Source organism: Ferrovibrio terrae, from assembly GCF_943371255.1.
GTDB classification, from domain to species: domain Bacteria; phylum Pseudomonadota; class Alphaproteobacteria; order Ferrovibrionales; family Ferrovibrionaceae; genus Ferrovibrio; species Ferrovibrio terrae_B.
Genome location: NZ_CALRUC010000097.1, coordinates 1 through 17,187 on the forward strand (window position 1 = coordinate 1; position 17,187 = coordinate 17,187).

The following is a 17,187-nucleotide window of genomic DNA, read 5'->3' on the forward strand; positions in this document are numbered from 1 at the left end:
GACATTCCCGACGATGCCTTCGACAAGGTGATGGATGTCAACATCAAGTCGAACCACTGGCTGTGCAACATGGTGGCGCCCGGCATGGCCGAGCGCGGCCATGGCGCCATCATCATCATCTCCTCGGTGGGCGGACTGTTCGGCTCCAACACGCTCGGTGCCTATGCCATCTCCAAGGCGGCCGACATGCAGCTGGCCCGCAACCTGGCAGTCGAATGGGGGCCGCAGAATGTGCGCGCCAACTGCATCGCGCCAGGCCTGATCAAGACCGACTTCGCACGTGCACTCTGGGAGAATCCTGAGATCGCCAAGAAGGCGACCAAGGGCTATGCGCTGCGCCGGGTGGGCGAGCCCGACGAGATCGCCGGGGCGGCGGTTTTCCTGAGCTCCGCGGCCGGCAGTTTCATGACCGGGCAGACCATGGTGATCGATGGCGGCGGCATGGTGAATTTCCAATCGGTTTAGGCACAGGCTCGGTAGCGGTATTGCATCGGATCGCTATATATAGAGCACCATGTCCGTCCGCCCGCTGATAGCCGATCCCCGTGCGATCATCGACCGCAAGTCGCTGACCCTGCAGCTCGATGCGCTGGGCGCGCCCGGCAGCGCCGAGCAGCGCGCCCAGGCGCTGGTGCTGCTGAAGGCGTCGCTGGCCCAGGGGCGCCAGGTGATCCACCAGCGCTTCCAGGCCGGCACGGCGGCGATGGCCACCCGGCAGTCCTTTGCCTTCCTGATCGACCAGGTCATCCGCCTGGTACATGACTTCACGGTCAACCGGGTTTATCGCCTGCCGAATCCGACAGCAGCCGAAAAGCTCTCCATCGTCGCCGTCGGCGGTTATGGCCGCGGCGAGATGGCGCCGTTTTCCGATGTCGATCTGCTGTTCCTGTTCCCCTACAAGCAGACCCCCTGGGGCGAGCAGGTGGTGGAGTTCATGCTCTACCTGCTGTGGGATCTCGGCCTCAAGGTCGGGCATGCCACGCGCTCGGTGGATGAATGCATCCGGCTCTCTCTGAGTGACGTCACCATCCGCACCGCCATCCTGGAGCAACGCTGGATCTGGGGCGACCAGGATCTGGCGGCGCAGCTGAAGGCGCGCTTCCAGACCGATGTGGTGGCCAAGACCGGCCCGGATTTCATCGAGAAGAAGCTGGCCGAGCGCGACGAGCGCCATCGCCGCATGGGTGACTCGCGCTATGTGGTCGAGCCCAATGTGAAGGAAGGCAAGGGGGGCTTACGCGATCTGCACACGCTGGTCTGGATCACCAAATATGTTTACGGCATCGAGGACAGCGCCGAACTGGTAGTGCGCGGTCTGCTGCATGCCGAAGAACAGCGCCGCTTCGTGCAGGCGATGGAATATCTCTGGACCGTGCGCATCCATCTGCACTATCTGGCCAACCGCGCCGAGGAGCGGCTGACGTTTGATATGCAGGTCGAGATCGCCAAGGCGATGGGCTATGCCGACCGGCCGGGCCGCAGCGATGTCGAACGCTTCATGAAGAAGTATTATCTGATCGCCAAGGAAGTGGGCGACCTGACGCGCATCTTCGCCGCAGCACTGGAGGAGCGCCACAAGAAGAAGAAACCGCTGGCGGCGATCCGCGCCAAGATGAAGCGGCCCAAGACCATCGACGGTTTCGAGATCGGTGGCGGCCGCGTCAATGTCGGCAGCGAGACAATGTTCGAGAAGCAGCCGGTGAAGATGCTGCGGCTGTTCCATCTGGCGCAGGAGCAGGGGCTGGATATCCACCCCGAGGCTTTGCGCCTGGTGCGGCGCCACCTCAAGCTGCTGGATGGCAAGATCCGCAACGACCCGGACGCCAACCAGCTGTTCATGGACATGCTGTGCTCGAAGCAGGATCCGGAAACCACGCTGCGGCGGCTGAACGAGGCCGGCGTGTTCGGCCGCTTCGTGCCTGATTTCGGCCGCGTGGTGGCGCAGACCCAGCACGACATGTACCACACCTATACGGTGGACGAGCACACCATCCGTGCCATCGGCATCCTCTCGCGCATCGAAAGCGGTGCGCTGAAGGAAGATCACCCCCTGTCCGTGAATGTGATCAAGGAAGTGCTGTCGCGTCGCGTGCTCTATGTCGCAGTGCTGCTGCACGATATCGCCAAGGGCCGCGGCGGCGACCATTCGGTGCTGGGCGAGAAGGTGGCCGACAAGCTCGGACCGCGCTTTGGCCTGACGCCGGCAGAAACTGAAACGGTGGGCTGGCTGGTGCGCTGGCACCTCGCCATGTCGGCCACCGCCTTCAAGCGCGACATCGCCGATCCGAAAACAGTGGTCGATTTCGCCCAGCTGGTGCAGAGCCCGGAGCGGCTCCGCCTGCTGCTCTGCCTCACGGTTGCCGATATCCGTGCCGTCGGCCCCACCATCTGGAACGGCTGGAAGGGCCAGCTGCTGCGCGAGCTGTATTACCGTGCCGAGGAATTTCTTTCAGGTGGCTTTGCCGGCCGTGGCCGCGACCAGCGTATCGCCGAGACCAAGGACAAGGTGCGCGCGCAACTCACCGACTGGAGCAAGGCCGAGATCGACCGGCTGCTCAAGCGGCATTACGAGAATTACTGGTACTCGAACGATGTGGATGTGATCCTGCGCCATGCGCGACTGATGCGCGAGGCCGATGCCGCCAAGCGCACGCTGACCACGGCGACACGGCCCGACACATTCCGCTCGGTCACTGAATTCACGCTTTACGCGCCCGACCATCCGGGCCTGTTTGCCCGCGTTGCCGGCGCCATGGCCGCGACCGGCGCCAATATCGTCGACGCCAAGATCTTCACCACCAATGACGGCATGGCGCTCGACAGTTTCTATATCCAGGACACCGAAGGTGGCGCCTTCGACAAGCCTGACCGCATCAAGAAGCTGAGTACCGCCATCGAACGCGCGCTGTCGGGCGACCTGAAGCTGCGTTCGGCCATCGCGCTGGAAAAACCCGGCATGCCGAGTCGCGCCCGTGTCTTCAAGGTGGCGCCGCGCGTGCTGATCGACAACCAGGCCTCCAATCGCTACACCGTGGTCGAGGTGAATGGTCGCGACCGCCCGGGCTTCCTCTATGATGTCACCCGCGGGCTCTACGATCTCAACCTCACCATCGGTTCGGCCCATATCGCCACCTATGGCGAGCGTGCGGTTGACGTATTCTATCTGCAGGATCTGACCGGCATGAAGCTGACCGACAAACGTCGGTTGCAGCAGATCGAAAAGCTGTTGATGAAGCAGATCAGCCCGGTCGAGGACAAGCCGGCGACGGCCGCCAAGACCGCGAAGGCGGCATAGCCGCACCCGTCTCGCGCGGTTGTGATACCCGGCACGGTGGCTTGACGGCGGAATAGTGGTGAAGGCAGTGCGACTTGCCTATACTCGCGCCGCCCCTGGAATATAGCCGCCCATCCATGTCTCTCTTCCGCGCCATCGCCACCGTCGGCGGCCTGACCATGATCAGCCGTGTCGCGGGATTCGTGCGCGACCTGTTGATTGCGCGCTATCTGGGCGCCGGCCCGGTGGCGGATGCCTTCTTTGTCAGCCTGCGCCTGCCCAATTTCTTCCGTTCGCTGTTTGCCGAAGGCGCTTTCACTGCCGGCTTCCTGCCGCTGTTCAGCCGCACCGAGGCCAAGGAAGGCCGTGTCGCCGCCCAGCATTTTGCCGAGCGCGCCCTGTCGCTGCTGCTGGTCACCACGCTGGCCTTCACGCTGGTGGCGCAGATCGCCATGCCGCTGGTGATCCTGATCCTGGCGCCCGGCTTTGCCAACGACCCCCTGCGCTTCCCGCTCTCGGTTTCGCTCACCATCATCACCTTCCCCTATCTGCTGTTCATCAGCCTGGCCTCGCTCTATGGCGCGATCCTGAATTGCTTCGGGCGCTTCTTCGCCATGGCGGCAACGCCGATCATGCTCAATCTGGTGATGATCGCCGGCATGCTGTGGCTGACGCCCTATACGCCCAATGCCGGCTATGCGCTGGCCTGGTCGACGCTGATCGGCGGCATCTTGCAGTTTCTCTGGCTCGCCTGGGATGTGCGGCGCGCGGGCCTCAGCCTGCGGCTGCGCCGTCCGGTGATCAACGACAAGGTCCGCCGGCTATTTCGCCTGGTGCTGCCGGCGGCACTGGGTGCCGGTGCCACGCAGGTCAATCTGGTGGTCGGGTTGGTCCTTGCCTCTCTGCTGCCAGCGGGTGCGGTGTCGTATCTGTTCTATGCCGACCGCATCAACCAGCTCACCGTCGGCGTGGTGGGTGCGGCTATTGCCACCGCATTGCTGCCCACACTCGCCGGCCAGCTGGCGCGCGACAATCATGCGGCGGCGCGCTACACGCAGAACCGCGCGATGGAATTCGGCCTGCTGCTGGCACTGCCCTCCTGTGTCGCGCTGCTGGTGATCCCGTTTCCCATTGTCTCGATCCTGTTCCAGCGCGGCGAGTTCGATCTGGCCACGGCGCGCGAAACCGCCAGCACGCTGTTTGCCTATGCCTTCGGCCTGCCTGGCTTCGTGCTGTCCCGCACGCTGACACCCAGCTTTCATGCACGCCAGGATACCAAGACCCCGGTCAAGCTCGCGCTGGTGACGATCGCGGTGAATGTCGGCCTCAGCCTGGCACTGCTGCCGGTCATGGCCCATGCCGGGCTGGCGCTGGCAACCGCGGTGGCGGCCAATGTGAACACCCTGCTGCTGCTGATCACCCTATACCGCCGCGGCCACTGGCAGGCCGATGACCGCCTGAAGCAGCGCGCGCCGCTGATCCTGCTGTCTGCTGCTGCAATGGGCGTGCTGCTGGTGCTGCTCGACCGTTTCGCGCTGCCGGACTGGTATGCCGGCGGATTCTGGCTGCGGGTCTCGGCCCTGATCGTGCTGGTCGGCAGTGGTCTGCTGGTTTATCTGCTCAGCACGATCTTGCTGGGTGCCACCCGGCCGGGCGAATGGAAGGCGATCCTGCGGCGCAGCTAGGCCCCGGCCTTGACGTTGTGCGCCGTCCCGGCGATAACCGCGCTCGATTTTCTCTTCCCACCACCGGGGCCTTCCACCGCCCCATCGTCCAAGGGACATTGCATGGCCTTCCAACGGCGCATCTTCTCGGGCATCCAGCCCACCGGAAACCTCCATCTCGGCAACTATCTCGGCGCGGTGCGCAACTGGGTCGCGCTGCAGAAGGACTACGAGTGCATCTTCTGCATGGTCGACATGCATGCGATCACCGCCTCCCTGCTCGATCCTGACGAGCTGCGCCACAGCACGCGCGAACTGGCCGCGGCCATGATCGCCTCAGGGATCGACCCCGAGAAGAACATCCTGTTCAACCAGTCGCAGAATCCCGATCACGCCACGCTGGCCTGGATCTTCAACTGCGTCGCCCGTATGGGCTGGATGAACCGCATGACCCAGTTCAAGGAGAAGGCCGGCAAGGATCGCGAGAATGCCTCGCTCGGTCTCTATGCGTATCCGGCCCTGATGGCTGCAGACATTCTTGTCTACAAGGCGACCCATGTGCCGGTCGGCGAAGACCAGAAGCAGCATCTGGAGCTGACGCGCGACATCGCACAGAAGTTCAACCACGACTACGGCAAGGATTTCTTCCCGCTGACCGAGCCGCTGATCTTCGGCACCGCCACGCGCGTGATGTCCTTGCGCGACGGCGCCAAGAAGATGTCGAAGTCGGATGCATCCGACCAGTCGCGCATCAACCTCACCGACACCGCCGACCAGATCGCCGACAAGATCAAGCGGGCAAAGACCGACCCCGAGCTGCTGCCCGATACGGTGGAAGGCCTGGAAGGCCGGCCGGAGGCGCAGAACCTGATGGGCATCTATGCCGCGCTGTCGGACCAGACGCTGGAACAGGCAGTGGCCGCCGCGGCCGGCAAGGGCTTTGGCGACTTCAAGAAGCTGCTGACCGAAACAGCCGTTTCCGTGCTCGGCCCGATCACGGCAGAGATGCGCCGGCTGACCGCCGATCCGGGTTATGTCGACGGCATCCTGCGCAAGGGCGGCGAGAAGGCGCGTGCGCTCTCGGCGCCGATTGTTGCCGAAGTGTACGACACGGTTGGCTTCCTGCGGCCGTAATCACACGCCGCAACCTTGAATGACGCATGCGGCGGGCCCACATTAGAGGCCCGCCGTCTTTTTGTGGCTGCTTTCCGATGATGAACGACACGGTTTCCCGCTCCGCCCTCACCGCATGGCTGCGCAGTCGCTGGCTGCCGGCCAGTGCGATTGCTGTCGTGCTGGTGTTCGGGCTGTATTTCCCGGTTGGCATGCTGATCGCCCACAAGATCGACGACCGCATGGATTATGAAGTGCCGGCCGCCGATCTGCCGCCCGGCGGCAGCCGCACGGTGGCGATGGCCGCCGCCCTGATCGATCGCGAGGTCAACCGCAACGGCTGGGTTGCCAACGATCCGTTCTTCATGCCGGGCTCGATGCTCGACAATATGCCGAATTACCAGCTCGGCATGATCCATGCGCTGGGCCGCTTTGCCTTCCAGATGGTCGACCAGATCGGCCGCACGCGCGGTTCGAGCCAGACCGACCGCGACCTGCAGGAAGCCGCCGGCCTGCTGCAGTATTCCGGCACCAAGTGGATCTTCGATTTCTCCACCTCGTTGCTGCCGACGGCGAAATCGGAAGACCAGTATCGCAAGGCACGGTCGGCTTTTCTGAGCTACAACCAGCGGCTCAGCGCCGGCCAGGCCGTGTTCGAGCGCCGTGCCGACAATCTGCAGGCCACGCTGGAACGCATTGCGCTGGATATCGGATCGTCCTCTGCCGCGCTCGACCGGCGCATCCGCGAGGGCGACGCCACGCTGATCGACTGGGAAGCCGATGACGTCTTCTACAGCGTCAAGGGGCAGCTCTATGCCTATTACCTGATCCTGCGTGAGCTGAAGCAGGATTATCCGAACCTGATACGCGACCGCGAGCTGTCCGGCACCTGGGATCAGATGCTGGCCTCCTTTGCGGCCGGCGCGGGCCTGAAGCCCCTGGTGGTCTGGAATGCCAAGCCGGATGCGATGATCCTGCCCAACCATCTGGGCTCGATGGGCTTTTACGTCGAACGCTCCCGCACCCAGATCTACGAGATCATCAATATCCTGCAGAAGTAGGCGCGACTCGCGATCGTATCGGCCATTGCCTTCGGGCCGGTGGCAGGGCAACCTCTGACGCCATGAGTGAAGCAAAACCAGTATCGGCCGCCGAACAGCGCCGCCGCAGCAAGTTCCTGGTCGTCGTCGACGATACGGCGGAAGTGCGCGTTGCCGTGCGCTATGCCACGCGGCGTGCCCGCAACGTCCGCTGTGGCGTGGTGATGCTGCGCGTGATCGAGCCGGTGGATTTCCAGCAATGGGCCGGCGTCGCCGAGATGATGCGCTCGGAGGCCCATGAGGCGGCCGAGGATCTGCTGCAGAAGCTGGCCGAGCAGGTCAATCAGGAGTCCGGCCTGATGCCGGAGCTGGTGATCCGCGAGGGTATTGCCAAGGACGAGCTGCTCAAGCTGGTCGATGAAGATCCCGATATCCGCATGCTGGTGCTGGCCGCGGCGCCGGGCAAGGGCAGCGAGGGGCCGGGGCCGCTGGTCTCGGCGTTGGCCGGCCAGATGGCGGGTGACCTGAAATTCCCCATCACCGTGATCCCCGGCGCGCTCACCGACGAGCAGATCGATCGCCTGACGTAATCGACATCTGGCCTAGTCGTCTTCAATCATTGCAAGGTCGATGACGCTTTCGGAGATCACCGTGGTGGTCACCGGATCATGCAGATGGTCGATCGGGCGGCCGTCATGGCCGGGCAGCCGGTCATAGAGCGCGAAACCGAGCACCGCATCGATGCGTGTGCGATCTGCCGCCAGTGGCAGCAGCAGGCGGCGGAACTGCATGATCAGCCGGCCGCGCTGGCTCCAGTGCTGCATCACATAATGGCCATAGCCTGTCAGCACCGTCCGGTAATTGGCGGTCACGCGGTTAAGCTGTTCGCCGGTGAATATCTCGTCGAGATGGCGATTGCTCAACTCGAAGCCGAGCTGTTCGCGCACGGCAATGCCCGACAGCACATAGCGAAAGCGCGCTCCGCCATCGATGGCCTCGACCATGAAAATGTTGGGCAGCAGCTGCTTGAGATCGAAGGGATCGATATCGTCGCGCGCCGGGCAGAGCTGCAGACCGCGCCAGCGCTGCCAGCAGGACAGCACATGACTGAGACGCGCATCATCGACCAGCTGTTGCGGCGTGGCGTTCATGCACCAAGTCTGAACCGCGATGCGGGCCGCGGCAACCGCAAATCAGGCGGTTGCAAGCCGATGTGATCGGGAATTATTCGTAGCCGGCGAGCCGTTCGGCCGGCAGGGTGAACAGCTCCTGCGGCTCGCGGACGCCGCGCAGGGCATGGAAGCCGACCGACTCAAGCCGGTATGCGGCGTCGCTGGCGCGATTGATTGCATCGGCAAAGGCCGCCGAGGCCAGCAGCGGCCGGTCGACCGCCTTGGTCTGCGCTTCCAGCCGCGCCACTTCGTTAACGGCGCGGCCGATCACGGTGAAATCCAGGCGGTCGCGCGCGCCGATATTGCCGAACACAACTTTTCCGACATGCAGGCCGAGCCCGACCCTGAGCGGCCCGACACCGGCGATGGCACGGCCTTGGTTGAGCTCATGCAGGCCGGCAAAGGCGTCCTCGCCAGCGGTCAGCGCGCGGCGGCAGGCGGCTTCCAGGGTGCTGCCATCCTCGACCCGGAAGATCGCCAGCAGGCCATCGCCGATGAATTTCAGCACCTCGCCGCCATGGGCGTGGATCGGGCCGGCCATCGCATCGAAATAGCGGTCCAGCGTCGCCACCACTTCGACCGTTTCGTTGCGGTCGGAAAAGGCCGTGAAGCCGCGCAGGTCCGACAGCCAGATCGCTGCTTCCACCTCATAGCCCTGACCGCGCTGCAGATCGCCCTTCAGCACCCGCTCGGCCGGGCTTTGGCCCAGATAGGTGGTCAGCAGGTCGCGGGTCATGCGCCGGCCGGCTTCCAGCTCCATGCGCAGCGCGATCAACGGCATCAGTTCCATCAGATAGCTGAGTTCCTCGGGCCGGAAACCGCCCGGCCGGTCGGTGGCAAAGCTCATGAAGGAGACATTCTGGCCTTTCTTGCCCATGCCCGGTCCCTGGGTAAACCGCATGGGCAGAACCAGGTAGTCGGTCACGCCGAGCGCCTTGAGTTCGGGCAGGATGCCGAAATCCATCGGCGCATCGGGCTGTTCGAGCTGCCGGCGGATGGCGGCCGCCCCCTCATGGATCACCGCGATCGGGCTTTTCAGGTATTCGTCGGTCTGGAACACGTCATGGCCGCGCTCGGCCATCCTGACCCCCTGGTCGCGCTGCCAGACAAAGGCCCGTGTGGCAGTCAGGGGATGCATCGAGGGCAGGCCGGTGGTGACGCGAAACAGCGGCACGCCTTCCTCGACCAGATGGCGGCAGAATCCGTCGAACAGCTCGCTCATCGGCATCACTTTGCCGTCGTGATCGAGCAGCCAGCGGGCAGCCGCAGTGAGAACAAGCCGCGAATCGGGCCAGCTGGGCAGACGCTTCACCCCCGGCGCCGGATCGCTCATCGCTCCACAGCCCTGGGGACAACCTGCAATTTTATCCACATTGGTTTAAAATCTTCCAAAACTTGCGCTGCCCGCGCAATTTCATGTCTTAGCCATGGTTTTGCCACAGCCTTTAGCCTTGATATTTACGGACCCCGCGACCAATTTCCAGTCCACCTTACGAGACCCAATGAATGTTCATCCAGACTGAAACCACGCCGAACCCGGCGACCCTCAAATTCCTGCCTGGCCGCGATGTGCTGGGCGGGGCGTTTGTCGGCGGCTCGGTCGACTTCACCGAAGCCGAATCGGCCAAGGTGTCTCCGCTCGCCACCCGCCTGTTCGCGGTGTCGGGCGTCGAGGGAATTTTCCTGGGATCTGACTTTGTCACCGTCACCAAGGGCGACGCCCGCGACTGGACCGAGCTGAAGCCGGCCCTGCTGGGCGCGATCATGGAGCATTTCATGTCCGGCCTGCCGGTCATGGATGCCGGGGCGGGCAGCCAGGATGTCGAGGAAACCTTCGATCCGGCCGATAGCCAGATCGTCGTCCAGATTAAAGAATTGATCGAAACGCGGGTTCGTCCCGCGGTGGCCCAGGATGGCGGCGACATCATCTTCCGCGGATTCGAGCGCGGAGTCGTTTTCCTGCAGATGCAGGGGTCCTGTTCCGGTTGCCCCAGTTCAACGGCAACCTTGCGCTACGGCATCGAGAACATGCTGAAGCATTACGTGCCCGAAGTATCCGAAGTACGGGCCGTTTGAGTCGCCGTCGGTTCCGGGCGTTTCGGAACTATCGGTAGTTCACCGCGTTTCCTGGTGGGGGATCGCACATAGGGCAGCGCCCGGTGTAGTCCGACGTGTTGTGTCGGCTGTGCCGTGGGACTGGCGCTGATAACTGTGGAGGTTTGACCCATGACGGCACATCGCGATCGGCGATTGCTTGCCATTGGATCGGACGTACGTCTGATTTTTGCCGGTTTCGGCCTGTTGCTGGCCGTCGGCTTGGTTTCCGGAGTGGGGGTGGGTTGGCTTTCGAGCCGCCAGCTTTCGCATGTTCCCGAGATGCAGGTGGCGCAGGCCGCCCCGAATCTCTCGGTGGGCGAATCCGTCCATGAAGCCTGGGATCGTCTGCGCCAGATTGCGCAGCTCGACTGGCGTTCGGTTGTCGAACCGCGCGCAGTCGTGGCTGATGCCAATCCGGCCGGCGCTGCCAAGAAAACCAACGACACGCCGGCGGTGAGCGCCGCCGATGCCTCGCGCCGTATCGCAGAGGTGCGCCAGCTTTCGCCCCATCGCACGGCGATGCGTGCCGATACCGACCGCACGGTTGATGCCATGCTGCGTCGGTTTGAGCAGGAAGGTTTCGACCTTGTCGAATTGCGCAATACCAATGGCCAGGTGGAAGTGCCGCGCATTTTCCTCGCCTCGCTGCCGGTCGATATCGCCGATGTCAACCTGACCGAGAAGCGCAAGCGCGCGTTTCTGAAGGTGATGCTGCCGCATATCCTGCGTGAGAACGAGCGTATCACGGCTGATCGCGAACGTCTGACGCAGCTGCACCAGCGCATTCAGTTCGGCGCAAGCCTGAGCGTGCGCGACCAGCGCTGGCTCGAACAGCTGGCCGAACAGTATGGTGTCGATGATGTCGACACTGCCGAACTGCTCAACCGCGTCGATGCCGTACCGCCGGCGCTGGCGCTGGCGCAGGCGGTGGAAGAGTCGGGCTGGGGCACCTCGCGCTTTGCGCTGATGGGTAATGCCGTCTTCGGCATGTGGACCTGGAATCCGGGCAGCGGCCTGGTGCCGGAAAACCGTCCTGATGGCGAAACCTATGAAGTGCAGCGCTTCAAGAGCCTGGAGCATTCGGTTGCCGCCTATATGCGCAACCTGAATTCCAAGACCAGCTATCGCGAGTTCCGCGACAAGCGCGCCGGCATGCGCGACCGTAACGCAACGCCCGACAGCTACCAGCTGGCCGGCACGCTGCATCGCTATTCGGTACGTGGCCCGGATTACATCCGCACCATCCGCTCGATCATGAAGTCGAACGGGCTGGAACAGTTTGACGCCTCGCGCCTGACCGACGAGCCGAGCCCGCTGCTGACGACGCTGGATTTCTTCGGTAAGTCGTAGTCGCAACACTCTGATAACCATAAAAAGCCGGCCGACGCTGATTCGGCCGGCTTTTTTGTCTCCGGTCATCTGCCCGGCCCGTCTTGCAGCCGCGTTCACCGCACCAATATACTGTCAGGTAACGGATTCGCCGGCCCAAGGGCCGGGCGCATGCAGATCCGGTCGATCCAAGAGGCTATTTATGACCACCCGTTTTTCGCGCGTCCTGCTGGTGCCCGTGCTGCTCGGCAGCTTTGCCCTCGCCGCCTGCCAGAATAATGGCCAGGGCCCGGAGATGAACAAAGAGAATATCGGCACCGTCCTCGGCGGCATCGGCGGTGCCGTGCTCGGCGCCCAGTTCGGCAAGGGCACCGGCCAGCTGGTCGGCGTCGCTGCCGGCGCCCTCGCGGGTGCCTATCTCGGCAACCAGATCGGCTCCTCGCTCGACAAGGCCGACAAGGCCCAGATGGAGCAGGCCAGCCAGAAGGCCACCACCGCGCCGATCGGCCAGCCGATTTCCTGGCGCAATCCCGACAGCGGCAATTCCGGCACCGTGACCCCGACCCGTGAGGGCACGGGGGCCAATGGCGCCTATTGCCGCGAGTTCCAGCAGTCGGTGACGGTCAGCGGCAAGACCGAGCAGGCTTATGGCACGGCCTGCCGTCAGCCCGACGGCAGCTGGAAGATCGTCAACGGTTGATCCGCATGATCGCTGCCGGGCGTAGCAATCGGAGGCGGGGGGCATCGCGCCCACTGCTGGCCGCTGCGTTCGGTCTGGCCCTGGTTGTCACGCCGGTTGCCGCGCATGCCGATTTTGCCCAGGGCGTGCGCGCCTATGAAGCCGGCGACCACAAGGCTGCCCTGGACGCCTGGCTGCCACTGGCCGAACGCGGCGATGTGGCGGCGATGCGCAATGTCGGCCATCTCTATCGCTGGGGGCAGGGCGTCGAAAAGGACGTGCCGCAGGCCATGCAGTGGTATCGCAAGGCGGCCGAAACCGGCTTTGCCCGGGCCCAGGCCAATCTTGCCGCCATCTATCTGCAGGGCGACGAAGGCGTGCCGATCGACTACCCCGAAGCCCGCAAATGGTTCGAGGCTGCCGCCAAGCAGGGCCATGCGGTGGCACAATATAATCTTGGCCTGATGTATGAACTCGGCCTTGGCGTCGAGAAGAACGATGCCGTTGCGCTCGGCTGGTACAACAATGCCGCCAAGGCCGGCCAGCCCGATGCGCTGGAGCGCCTGTCATTGCTGGTGATGCGGCGCGACGATGCGGCAAAGGCTTCGGCGGCAACGGCGCCAGCGCAAACCCCAGCCGATGCGCCGCGCGCGGTGTCCGCCGACGAGCGGACCGAGAATGCCGGCAGCAGCCCGCCGCCGGCTGCCGCCGCACTTGCGGCACCGATCCCGCCGCCAGCGGCCCAGGCAGCGCCGGCGCCGGAGTCTGCGCCGGTTCCAGCACTGGCCTCGCCGACCGAAATACCGCCGGCCATGTTCGTTCCGTCTGCTGTTGCCACCACGCCGGCCGCAGCCCCGGCGGCCACGACAGCGGCGGACGACAAATCTCAGGAAACGGGCTTCCCCTGGCTGTTCGGGCGCATTTTCTCGGCGATTTCTTCCGGTGGCGGCGTCTCGATTCCGGATATATTCGAGGACTCGCCGGCAACCCCTGAAACCCAGCCGGTCGAACCGGAGAACGGCCGCAAGGCCGCTGAGCCGGTTTCACGGCCATGAGGACTCACCGCGATGCGTGATCCCTATCAGGTGCTGGGCGTGGCGCGCGGTGTCAGCACGGAAGACCTGCGCAAGGCCTATCGCAAACTCGCCAAGGAATTCCATCCCGACCGTAACCAGGGCAATGAAAAGGCGTCTGACCGGTTCAAGGAAATCTCTGCCGCCTATGACCTGCTTGGCGATGCCGACAAGCGCGGGAAATATGATCGCGGCGAGATCGATGCCTCGGGCCAGCCGCGCGCGCGCGGTTTCGGCGGCGGCGGCTTCCGCCCCGGTGGCGCGTCTGGGGGCGGTGCCGGCACGGGCGCCGGCGGTCCCTTCGGCGGCTTCGGCTTCGATCCGAATGCCGGCGGCGAGGATATCTTCGACGAGATCTTCGGGCAGATGCGCCGCAATCGCGGCGGTGCCGCGGGTGCTGGCCCGCGCAGTGCCAACCGGCCGATGCGCGGTGCCGACCGCCATTTCAATCTCAAGATCGGCTTCCTCGATGCCGCGCGCGGCTGCAAGCGCCGCCTCACCATGCCCGACGGCAAGCAGCTTGATGTCGCCATCCCGGCCGGCCTGATTGACGGCCAGCAGATCCGCCTGCGCCACCAGGGCGATGCCGGCCGCAACAAGGGCGAAGCTGGCGATGCGCTGATCGAGGTCACCGTCGAGCCGCATCCGTTTTTCGTCCGCCAGGGCGACGACCTGCATCTGGAACTGCCGCTGACGCTGGACGAAGCCATCCTCGGCGCCAAGATTCCGGTACCGACCATCGACGGCATGGTGGCGGTGAGCGTGCCCAAGGGCGCCAGCTCGGGCACCACGCTACGGCTCAAGGGCCGCGGCTTTCCGCTCAAGGGCGGCGCATCTGACCAGCGCGGCGACCAGTATGTGAAGCTGAAGATCGTGCTGCCGGAAAAGCCGAACTCGGCGCTGGAAAAGCTGATCGAGGGCTGGGTCAAGTCGAACAAATACGACGTGCGGGCCAAATACACCGTCGATTGAGGCACCCCAGGCCTCTTAACGAAGCCTTCACCATCTCCTGACAGCCTAGACCAAGAATCTCCCTTTACGCGCCAATCTTGTTGCGGGGGAGTCCGGCAGATTCTATCGTCCGCGCCAACGGTCGCCGATTCGCGGTGGGCATACGCTTCGGTCATGTATACGCGTCGTCTCGTCCTTACCTCTCTGCTCGGCCTGCTCGGCACCACTGCCTTGCCGGCTTCGGGACTGGCTGCGACCGATCGCAAGGCACCGCCGCTGCCCGGCCGCAAGCCGGCCCAGGGCGCCGCGCCCAAGCTGCCGCCGCGTCCGCCGGCCATTGTCATCCTCGATCCCGGCCATGGCGGCCGCGACCCGGGCGCCATCGGCGTTACCGGCACCGAGGAGAAAGACGTCACCCTGTCGATCTGCCAGGGCATCCGCCAGATGCTGGCCGGGCGCAGCGACATCAAGGTGTTCCTCACCCGTGACCGCGACAGCTATATCCCGCTGCCCAGCCGCGTCGCCTTCGCCCATGAGAAGAGCGCGGATCTCTTCATCTCGATTCATGCCGATGCGGCGCCCAACCGGGCCGCCCGCGGCCTCTCGGCCTATACGCGCGCCGACAAGGCAACCGACGATTTCGCCCGTCATCTGGCAGACCGCGAGAATCGTGTCGACGCCGTCTACGGTTTCGATGCCGGTGCCACCGACAGGCAGACGGCCGCCATCCTGATCGACCTGGCCCGCCGCCACGGTCATAACGCGTCGCTCAACGCCAAGCGCCGCATTGTCACCGGCGTGGGCAATCGCGTGCTGCTGCTGGAGAATCCGATGCGCGCGGCGAATTTCGCCGTGCTGCGCTCGCCGGCCTTACCCAGCGTGCTGATCGAGACCGGCTTCCTGAGCAATCCGCAGGATGAGAAAATCCTGCGCAGTCCGAAAAGCCGCGCCGAACTGGCGCGCTATCTGGCCGACCAGATCGCCCCCGTCGCCGTCGATCTGCGCGAAGCGTGACATAAGTTGTCATGCCCGGACTTGATCCGGGCATCCCATTCAGTTTTTGCGCCAAGACAAATGGGACCCTCGGGTCAAGCCCGAAGGTGACAAGGAAAATGCTCCCCGATCTGTTTCCCTTCATCATCGCCGCGTCCGGCGTCTTCCTGATTGCCTTCATGCGCGGCGCCTTTGGCGGTGGCTTTGCCATCGTCGGCATTCCGCTGCTCTCGCTGGCCATGGACCCGATCACGGCTGGCGCCGTGCTGGCACCGCTGTTCATCGCCATCGATATCGTTGCCTTCCTCTACTGGAAACCCAGCACCTGGTCGAAGCCGGACGCTAAACTGCTGCTGCCGATGCTGGCGCTCGGCATCGCCTGCGGTTTCTGGCTGATGAGCATACTCAACCGCCATGCCGTCGAGGTGGCGATGGCGCTGATCACGCTGGTCTTCGCCGGCCTGTGGTTCCGCAGCGGCGGCACGGTGCGGCAACAGCCGCGCGTGCCGGCAAAAGGCCTGCTGGCCGGCTTCACGGCCGGGATTACCACGATGGTGGCGCATTCCGGCGGGCCGCCGCTGGCGATGTATCTGCTGCCGCTGGGCCTGGCGAAAGTGGTCTATGCCGGCACGACGAGCCTGTTCTTCACGGTGGGCAATGCCCTGAAGGCCGGGCCGTGGCTGTATCTGGCGCAGCCCGATGCACGCACCTGGATTCTGATGGCCTGTTGCCTGCCGGCAGCACCGCTTGGCGTCTGGCTCGGCTGGCGCCTGCATGAACGGCTCGACCAGCGCCAGCTGTATCGCCTGTGTTACGGCCTGCTGGTGGTGACGGCCTTCAAACTCTTATGGGATGGCCTGGAAGGATTTGGCTTGTCAGGCTTCCTGCACGGCTGACCAGAAATCCTCGGCGATGCGCGTGCCGCGCTCGCGCTGCCGGTACAGCCGGATATCGACCGGAATGCTCCAGGCATCATTGCCGGCCGGCACCAGGGTCTGGGCTGCCAGATCGTCGACGATCAGGCTCTGCGGCAGCCAGGCGATGCCGCGGCCATCGCGCGCCATCGCGCGCAGCACCGTGCCCTGCGGCGCGATGAAGCTCACCCGCAGCGGCAGGCTGGTTTCGCGCCGCCCCAGCATCGCGGTGACAATGCGGCCCAGGCCGGAATCCTCGGCATAGGCCAGATAGGGCAGGGCCTGCGGCGCAGCATCCAGCGCGTGGCGCGGGTTGCCACTGTCATCCGGTGCGCAAACCGGCAGCAGCCGGTCCTGCGCCAGCCGGCGATACAGAAAGCGGTCGGGCGGCAGGCGGTTGGCCACCGCGTCATGGCCGTGGCAGAGCAGGAACTGGCTCTGGCCCTGCAGCAAAGCTTCCTCGCCAGCCTGCATGCTGCCCGACATCAGGCGGATGGCGCCGAGCCGGGCTGCGATTTCCAGCCCGCGCAGCCAGTCGGGGAAGAAGGTGAGCGACAGCGCCTGGGTGGCGGCGAAGATCAGCGTGGCGGTCTCCGCCTGTTCGGCCTGGCGCGCCTCGTCGCGCGCCTGCGCCAGCCGCCGCAGCATGTCGCGCACGGCTGGCAGGAACTGCTCGCCGGCCGCGGTCAGCCGCACCGGCTGGGCCGAACGGTCGAACAGCATCACGCCGGCCCAGTCTTCCAGCGCGCGGATGCGGCGGCTGAAGGCCGGCTGGGTCATATGCCGGGCCTCGGCCGCGCGGGAGAAGTTGCCCGCTTCGGCCAGTGCCAGGAAATCCTCAAGCCAGTTGAACTCCATAGCCGTCCGGTGCCGTCCTTACGGGGTGCA

General features: G+C 64.7%; 16 protein-coding genes. 13 read left to right on the forward strand and 3 right to left on the reverse strand.

Annotation, left to right across the window (positions count from 1 at the left end; translation table 11 throughout):
* From AAG799_RS17425 to AAG799_RS17450, 6 genes are all read left to right on the forward strand, one after another.
* A partial coding sequence (locus AAG799_RS17425; protein WP_341897953.1) for an SDR family oxidoreductase occupies window positions 1-465 on the forward strand: 465 nt, incomplete at its 5' end.
* 49 nt (window positions 466-514) lie between these two features.
* Complete coding sequence (locus tag AAG799_RS17430) at window positions 515-3,295, forward strand: [protein-PII] uridylyltransferase (RefSeq protein WP_341897954.1); 2,781 nt, start codon at window positions 515-517, stop codon at window positions 3,293-3,295.
* 116 nt (window positions 3,296-3,411) lie between these two features.
* Entirely contained in the window at window positions 3,412-4,959 is a 1,548-nt protein-coding gene (murJ, locus tag AAG799_RS17435) for a murein biosynthesis integral membrane protein MurJ (RefSeq protein WP_341897955.1), read from the forward strand.
* A 102-nt stretch (window positions 4,960-5,061) separates the two neighbouring features.
* Window positions 5,062-6,072 (forward strand): tryptophan--tRNA ligase, encoded by a 1,011-nt coding sequence (trpS, locus tag AAG799_RS17440; protein ID WP_341897956.1) that lies wholly within the window; start codon window positions 5,062-5,064, stop codon window positions 6,070-6,072.
* 77 nt (window positions 6,073-6,149) lie between these two features.
* Window positions 6,150-7,112 (forward strand): DUF2333 family protein, encoded by a 963-nt coding sequence (locus tag AAG799_RS17445; protein WP_341897957.1) that lies wholly within the window; start codon window positions 6,150-6,152, stop codon window positions 7,110-7,112.
* Window positions 7,113-7,174: 62 nt separating this feature from the next.
* Window positions 7,175-7,681, forward strand: a complete 507-nt coding sequence (locus tag AAG799_RS17450) for a universal stress protein (RefSeq protein ID WP_341897959.1) — start codon at window positions 7,175-7,177, stop codon at window positions 7,679-7,681.
* Between the two features lie 12 nt (window positions 7,682-7,693).
* On the opposite strand, the gene AAG799_RS17455 is transcribed toward AAG799_RS17450, so the two are convergent.
* On the reverse strand, window positions 7,694-8,242 hold the full coding sequence (locus AAG799_RS17455; protein ID WP_341897961.1) for a PAS domain-containing protein: 549 nt from the start codon (window positions 8,240-8,242) through the stop codon (window positions 7,694-7,696).
* A 73-nt stretch (window positions 8,243-8,315) separates the two neighbouring features.
* Window positions 8,316-9,596, reverse strand: coding sequence for an adenylate/guanylate cyclase domain-containing protein (locus AAG799_RS17460; protein WP_341897963.1), 1,281 nt, complete (start codon window positions 9,594-9,596; stop codon window positions 8,316-8,318).
* Window positions 9,597-9,769: 173 nt separating this feature from the next.
* Here AAG799_RS17460 and AAG799_RS17465 point away from each other — a divergent pair, with 173 nt between their 5' ends.
* The 7 genes from AAG799_RS17465 to AAG799_RS17495 all read left to right on the forward strand — a co-directional run bounded on the left by AAG799_RS17465 (window position 9,770) and on the right by AAG799_RS17495 (window position 16,281).
* Entirely contained in the window at window positions 9,770-10,339 is a 570-nt protein-coding gene (locus AAG799_RS17465) for a NifU family protein (RefSeq protein WP_341897964.1), read from the forward strand.
* Window positions 10,340-10,597: 258 nt separating this feature from the next.
* Window positions 10,598-11,710 carry a glucosaminidase domain-containing protein gene (locus AAG799_RS17470; protein WP_341897965.1) on the forward strand — a complete coding sequence of 371 codons (1,113 nt, stop codon included), beginning with the start codon at window positions 10,598-10,600 and terminating at the stop codon, window positions 11,708-11,710.
* A gap of 181 nt (window positions 11,711-11,891) precedes the next feature.
* Window positions 11,892-12,389: an RT0821/Lpp0805 family surface protein gene (locus tag AAG799_RS17475; RefSeq protein ID WP_341897966.1), complete on the forward strand. Its 498-nt coding sequence runs from the start codon at window positions 11,892-11,894 to the stop codon at window positions 12,387-12,389.
* A gap of 5 nt (window positions 12,390-12,394) precedes the next feature.
* Window positions 12,395-13,423, forward strand: coding sequence for a tetratricopeptide repeat protein (locus AAG799_RS17480; protein ID WP_341897967.1), 1,029 nt, complete (start codon window positions 12,395-12,397; stop codon window positions 13,421-13,423).
* A 12-nt stretch (window positions 13,424-13,435) separates the two neighbouring features.
* Entirely contained in the window at window positions 13,436-14,413 is a 978-nt protein-coding gene (locus AAG799_RS17485) for a J domain-containing protein (protein ID WP_341897968.1), read from the forward strand.
* 153 nt (window positions 14,414-14,566) lie between these two features.
* Entirely contained in the window at window positions 14,567-15,406 is an 840-nt protein-coding gene (locus tag AAG799_RS17490) for an N-acetylmuramoyl-L-alanine amidase (RefSeq protein WP_341897969.1), read from the forward strand.
* 98 nt (window positions 15,407-15,504) lie between these two features.
* Complete coding sequence (locus tag AAG799_RS17495; RefSeq protein WP_341897971.1) at window positions 15,505-16,281, forward strand: sulfite exporter TauE/SafE family protein; 777 nt, start codon at window positions 15,505-15,507, stop codon at window positions 16,279-16,281.
* On the opposite strand, the gene AAG799_RS17500 is transcribed toward AAG799_RS17495, so the two are convergent.
* The gene (locus AAG799_RS17500) at window positions 16,261-17,157 is read right to left on the reverse strand and encodes a LysR family transcriptional regulator (RefSeq protein WP_341897972.1); all 897 of its coding nucleotides are present in this window, start codon (window positions 17,155-17,157) and stop codon (window positions 16,261-16,263) included. The genes AAG799_RS17495 and AAG799_RS17500 overlap by 21 nt on opposite strands.
* Window positions 17,158-17,187: the final 30 nt, after the last annotated feature.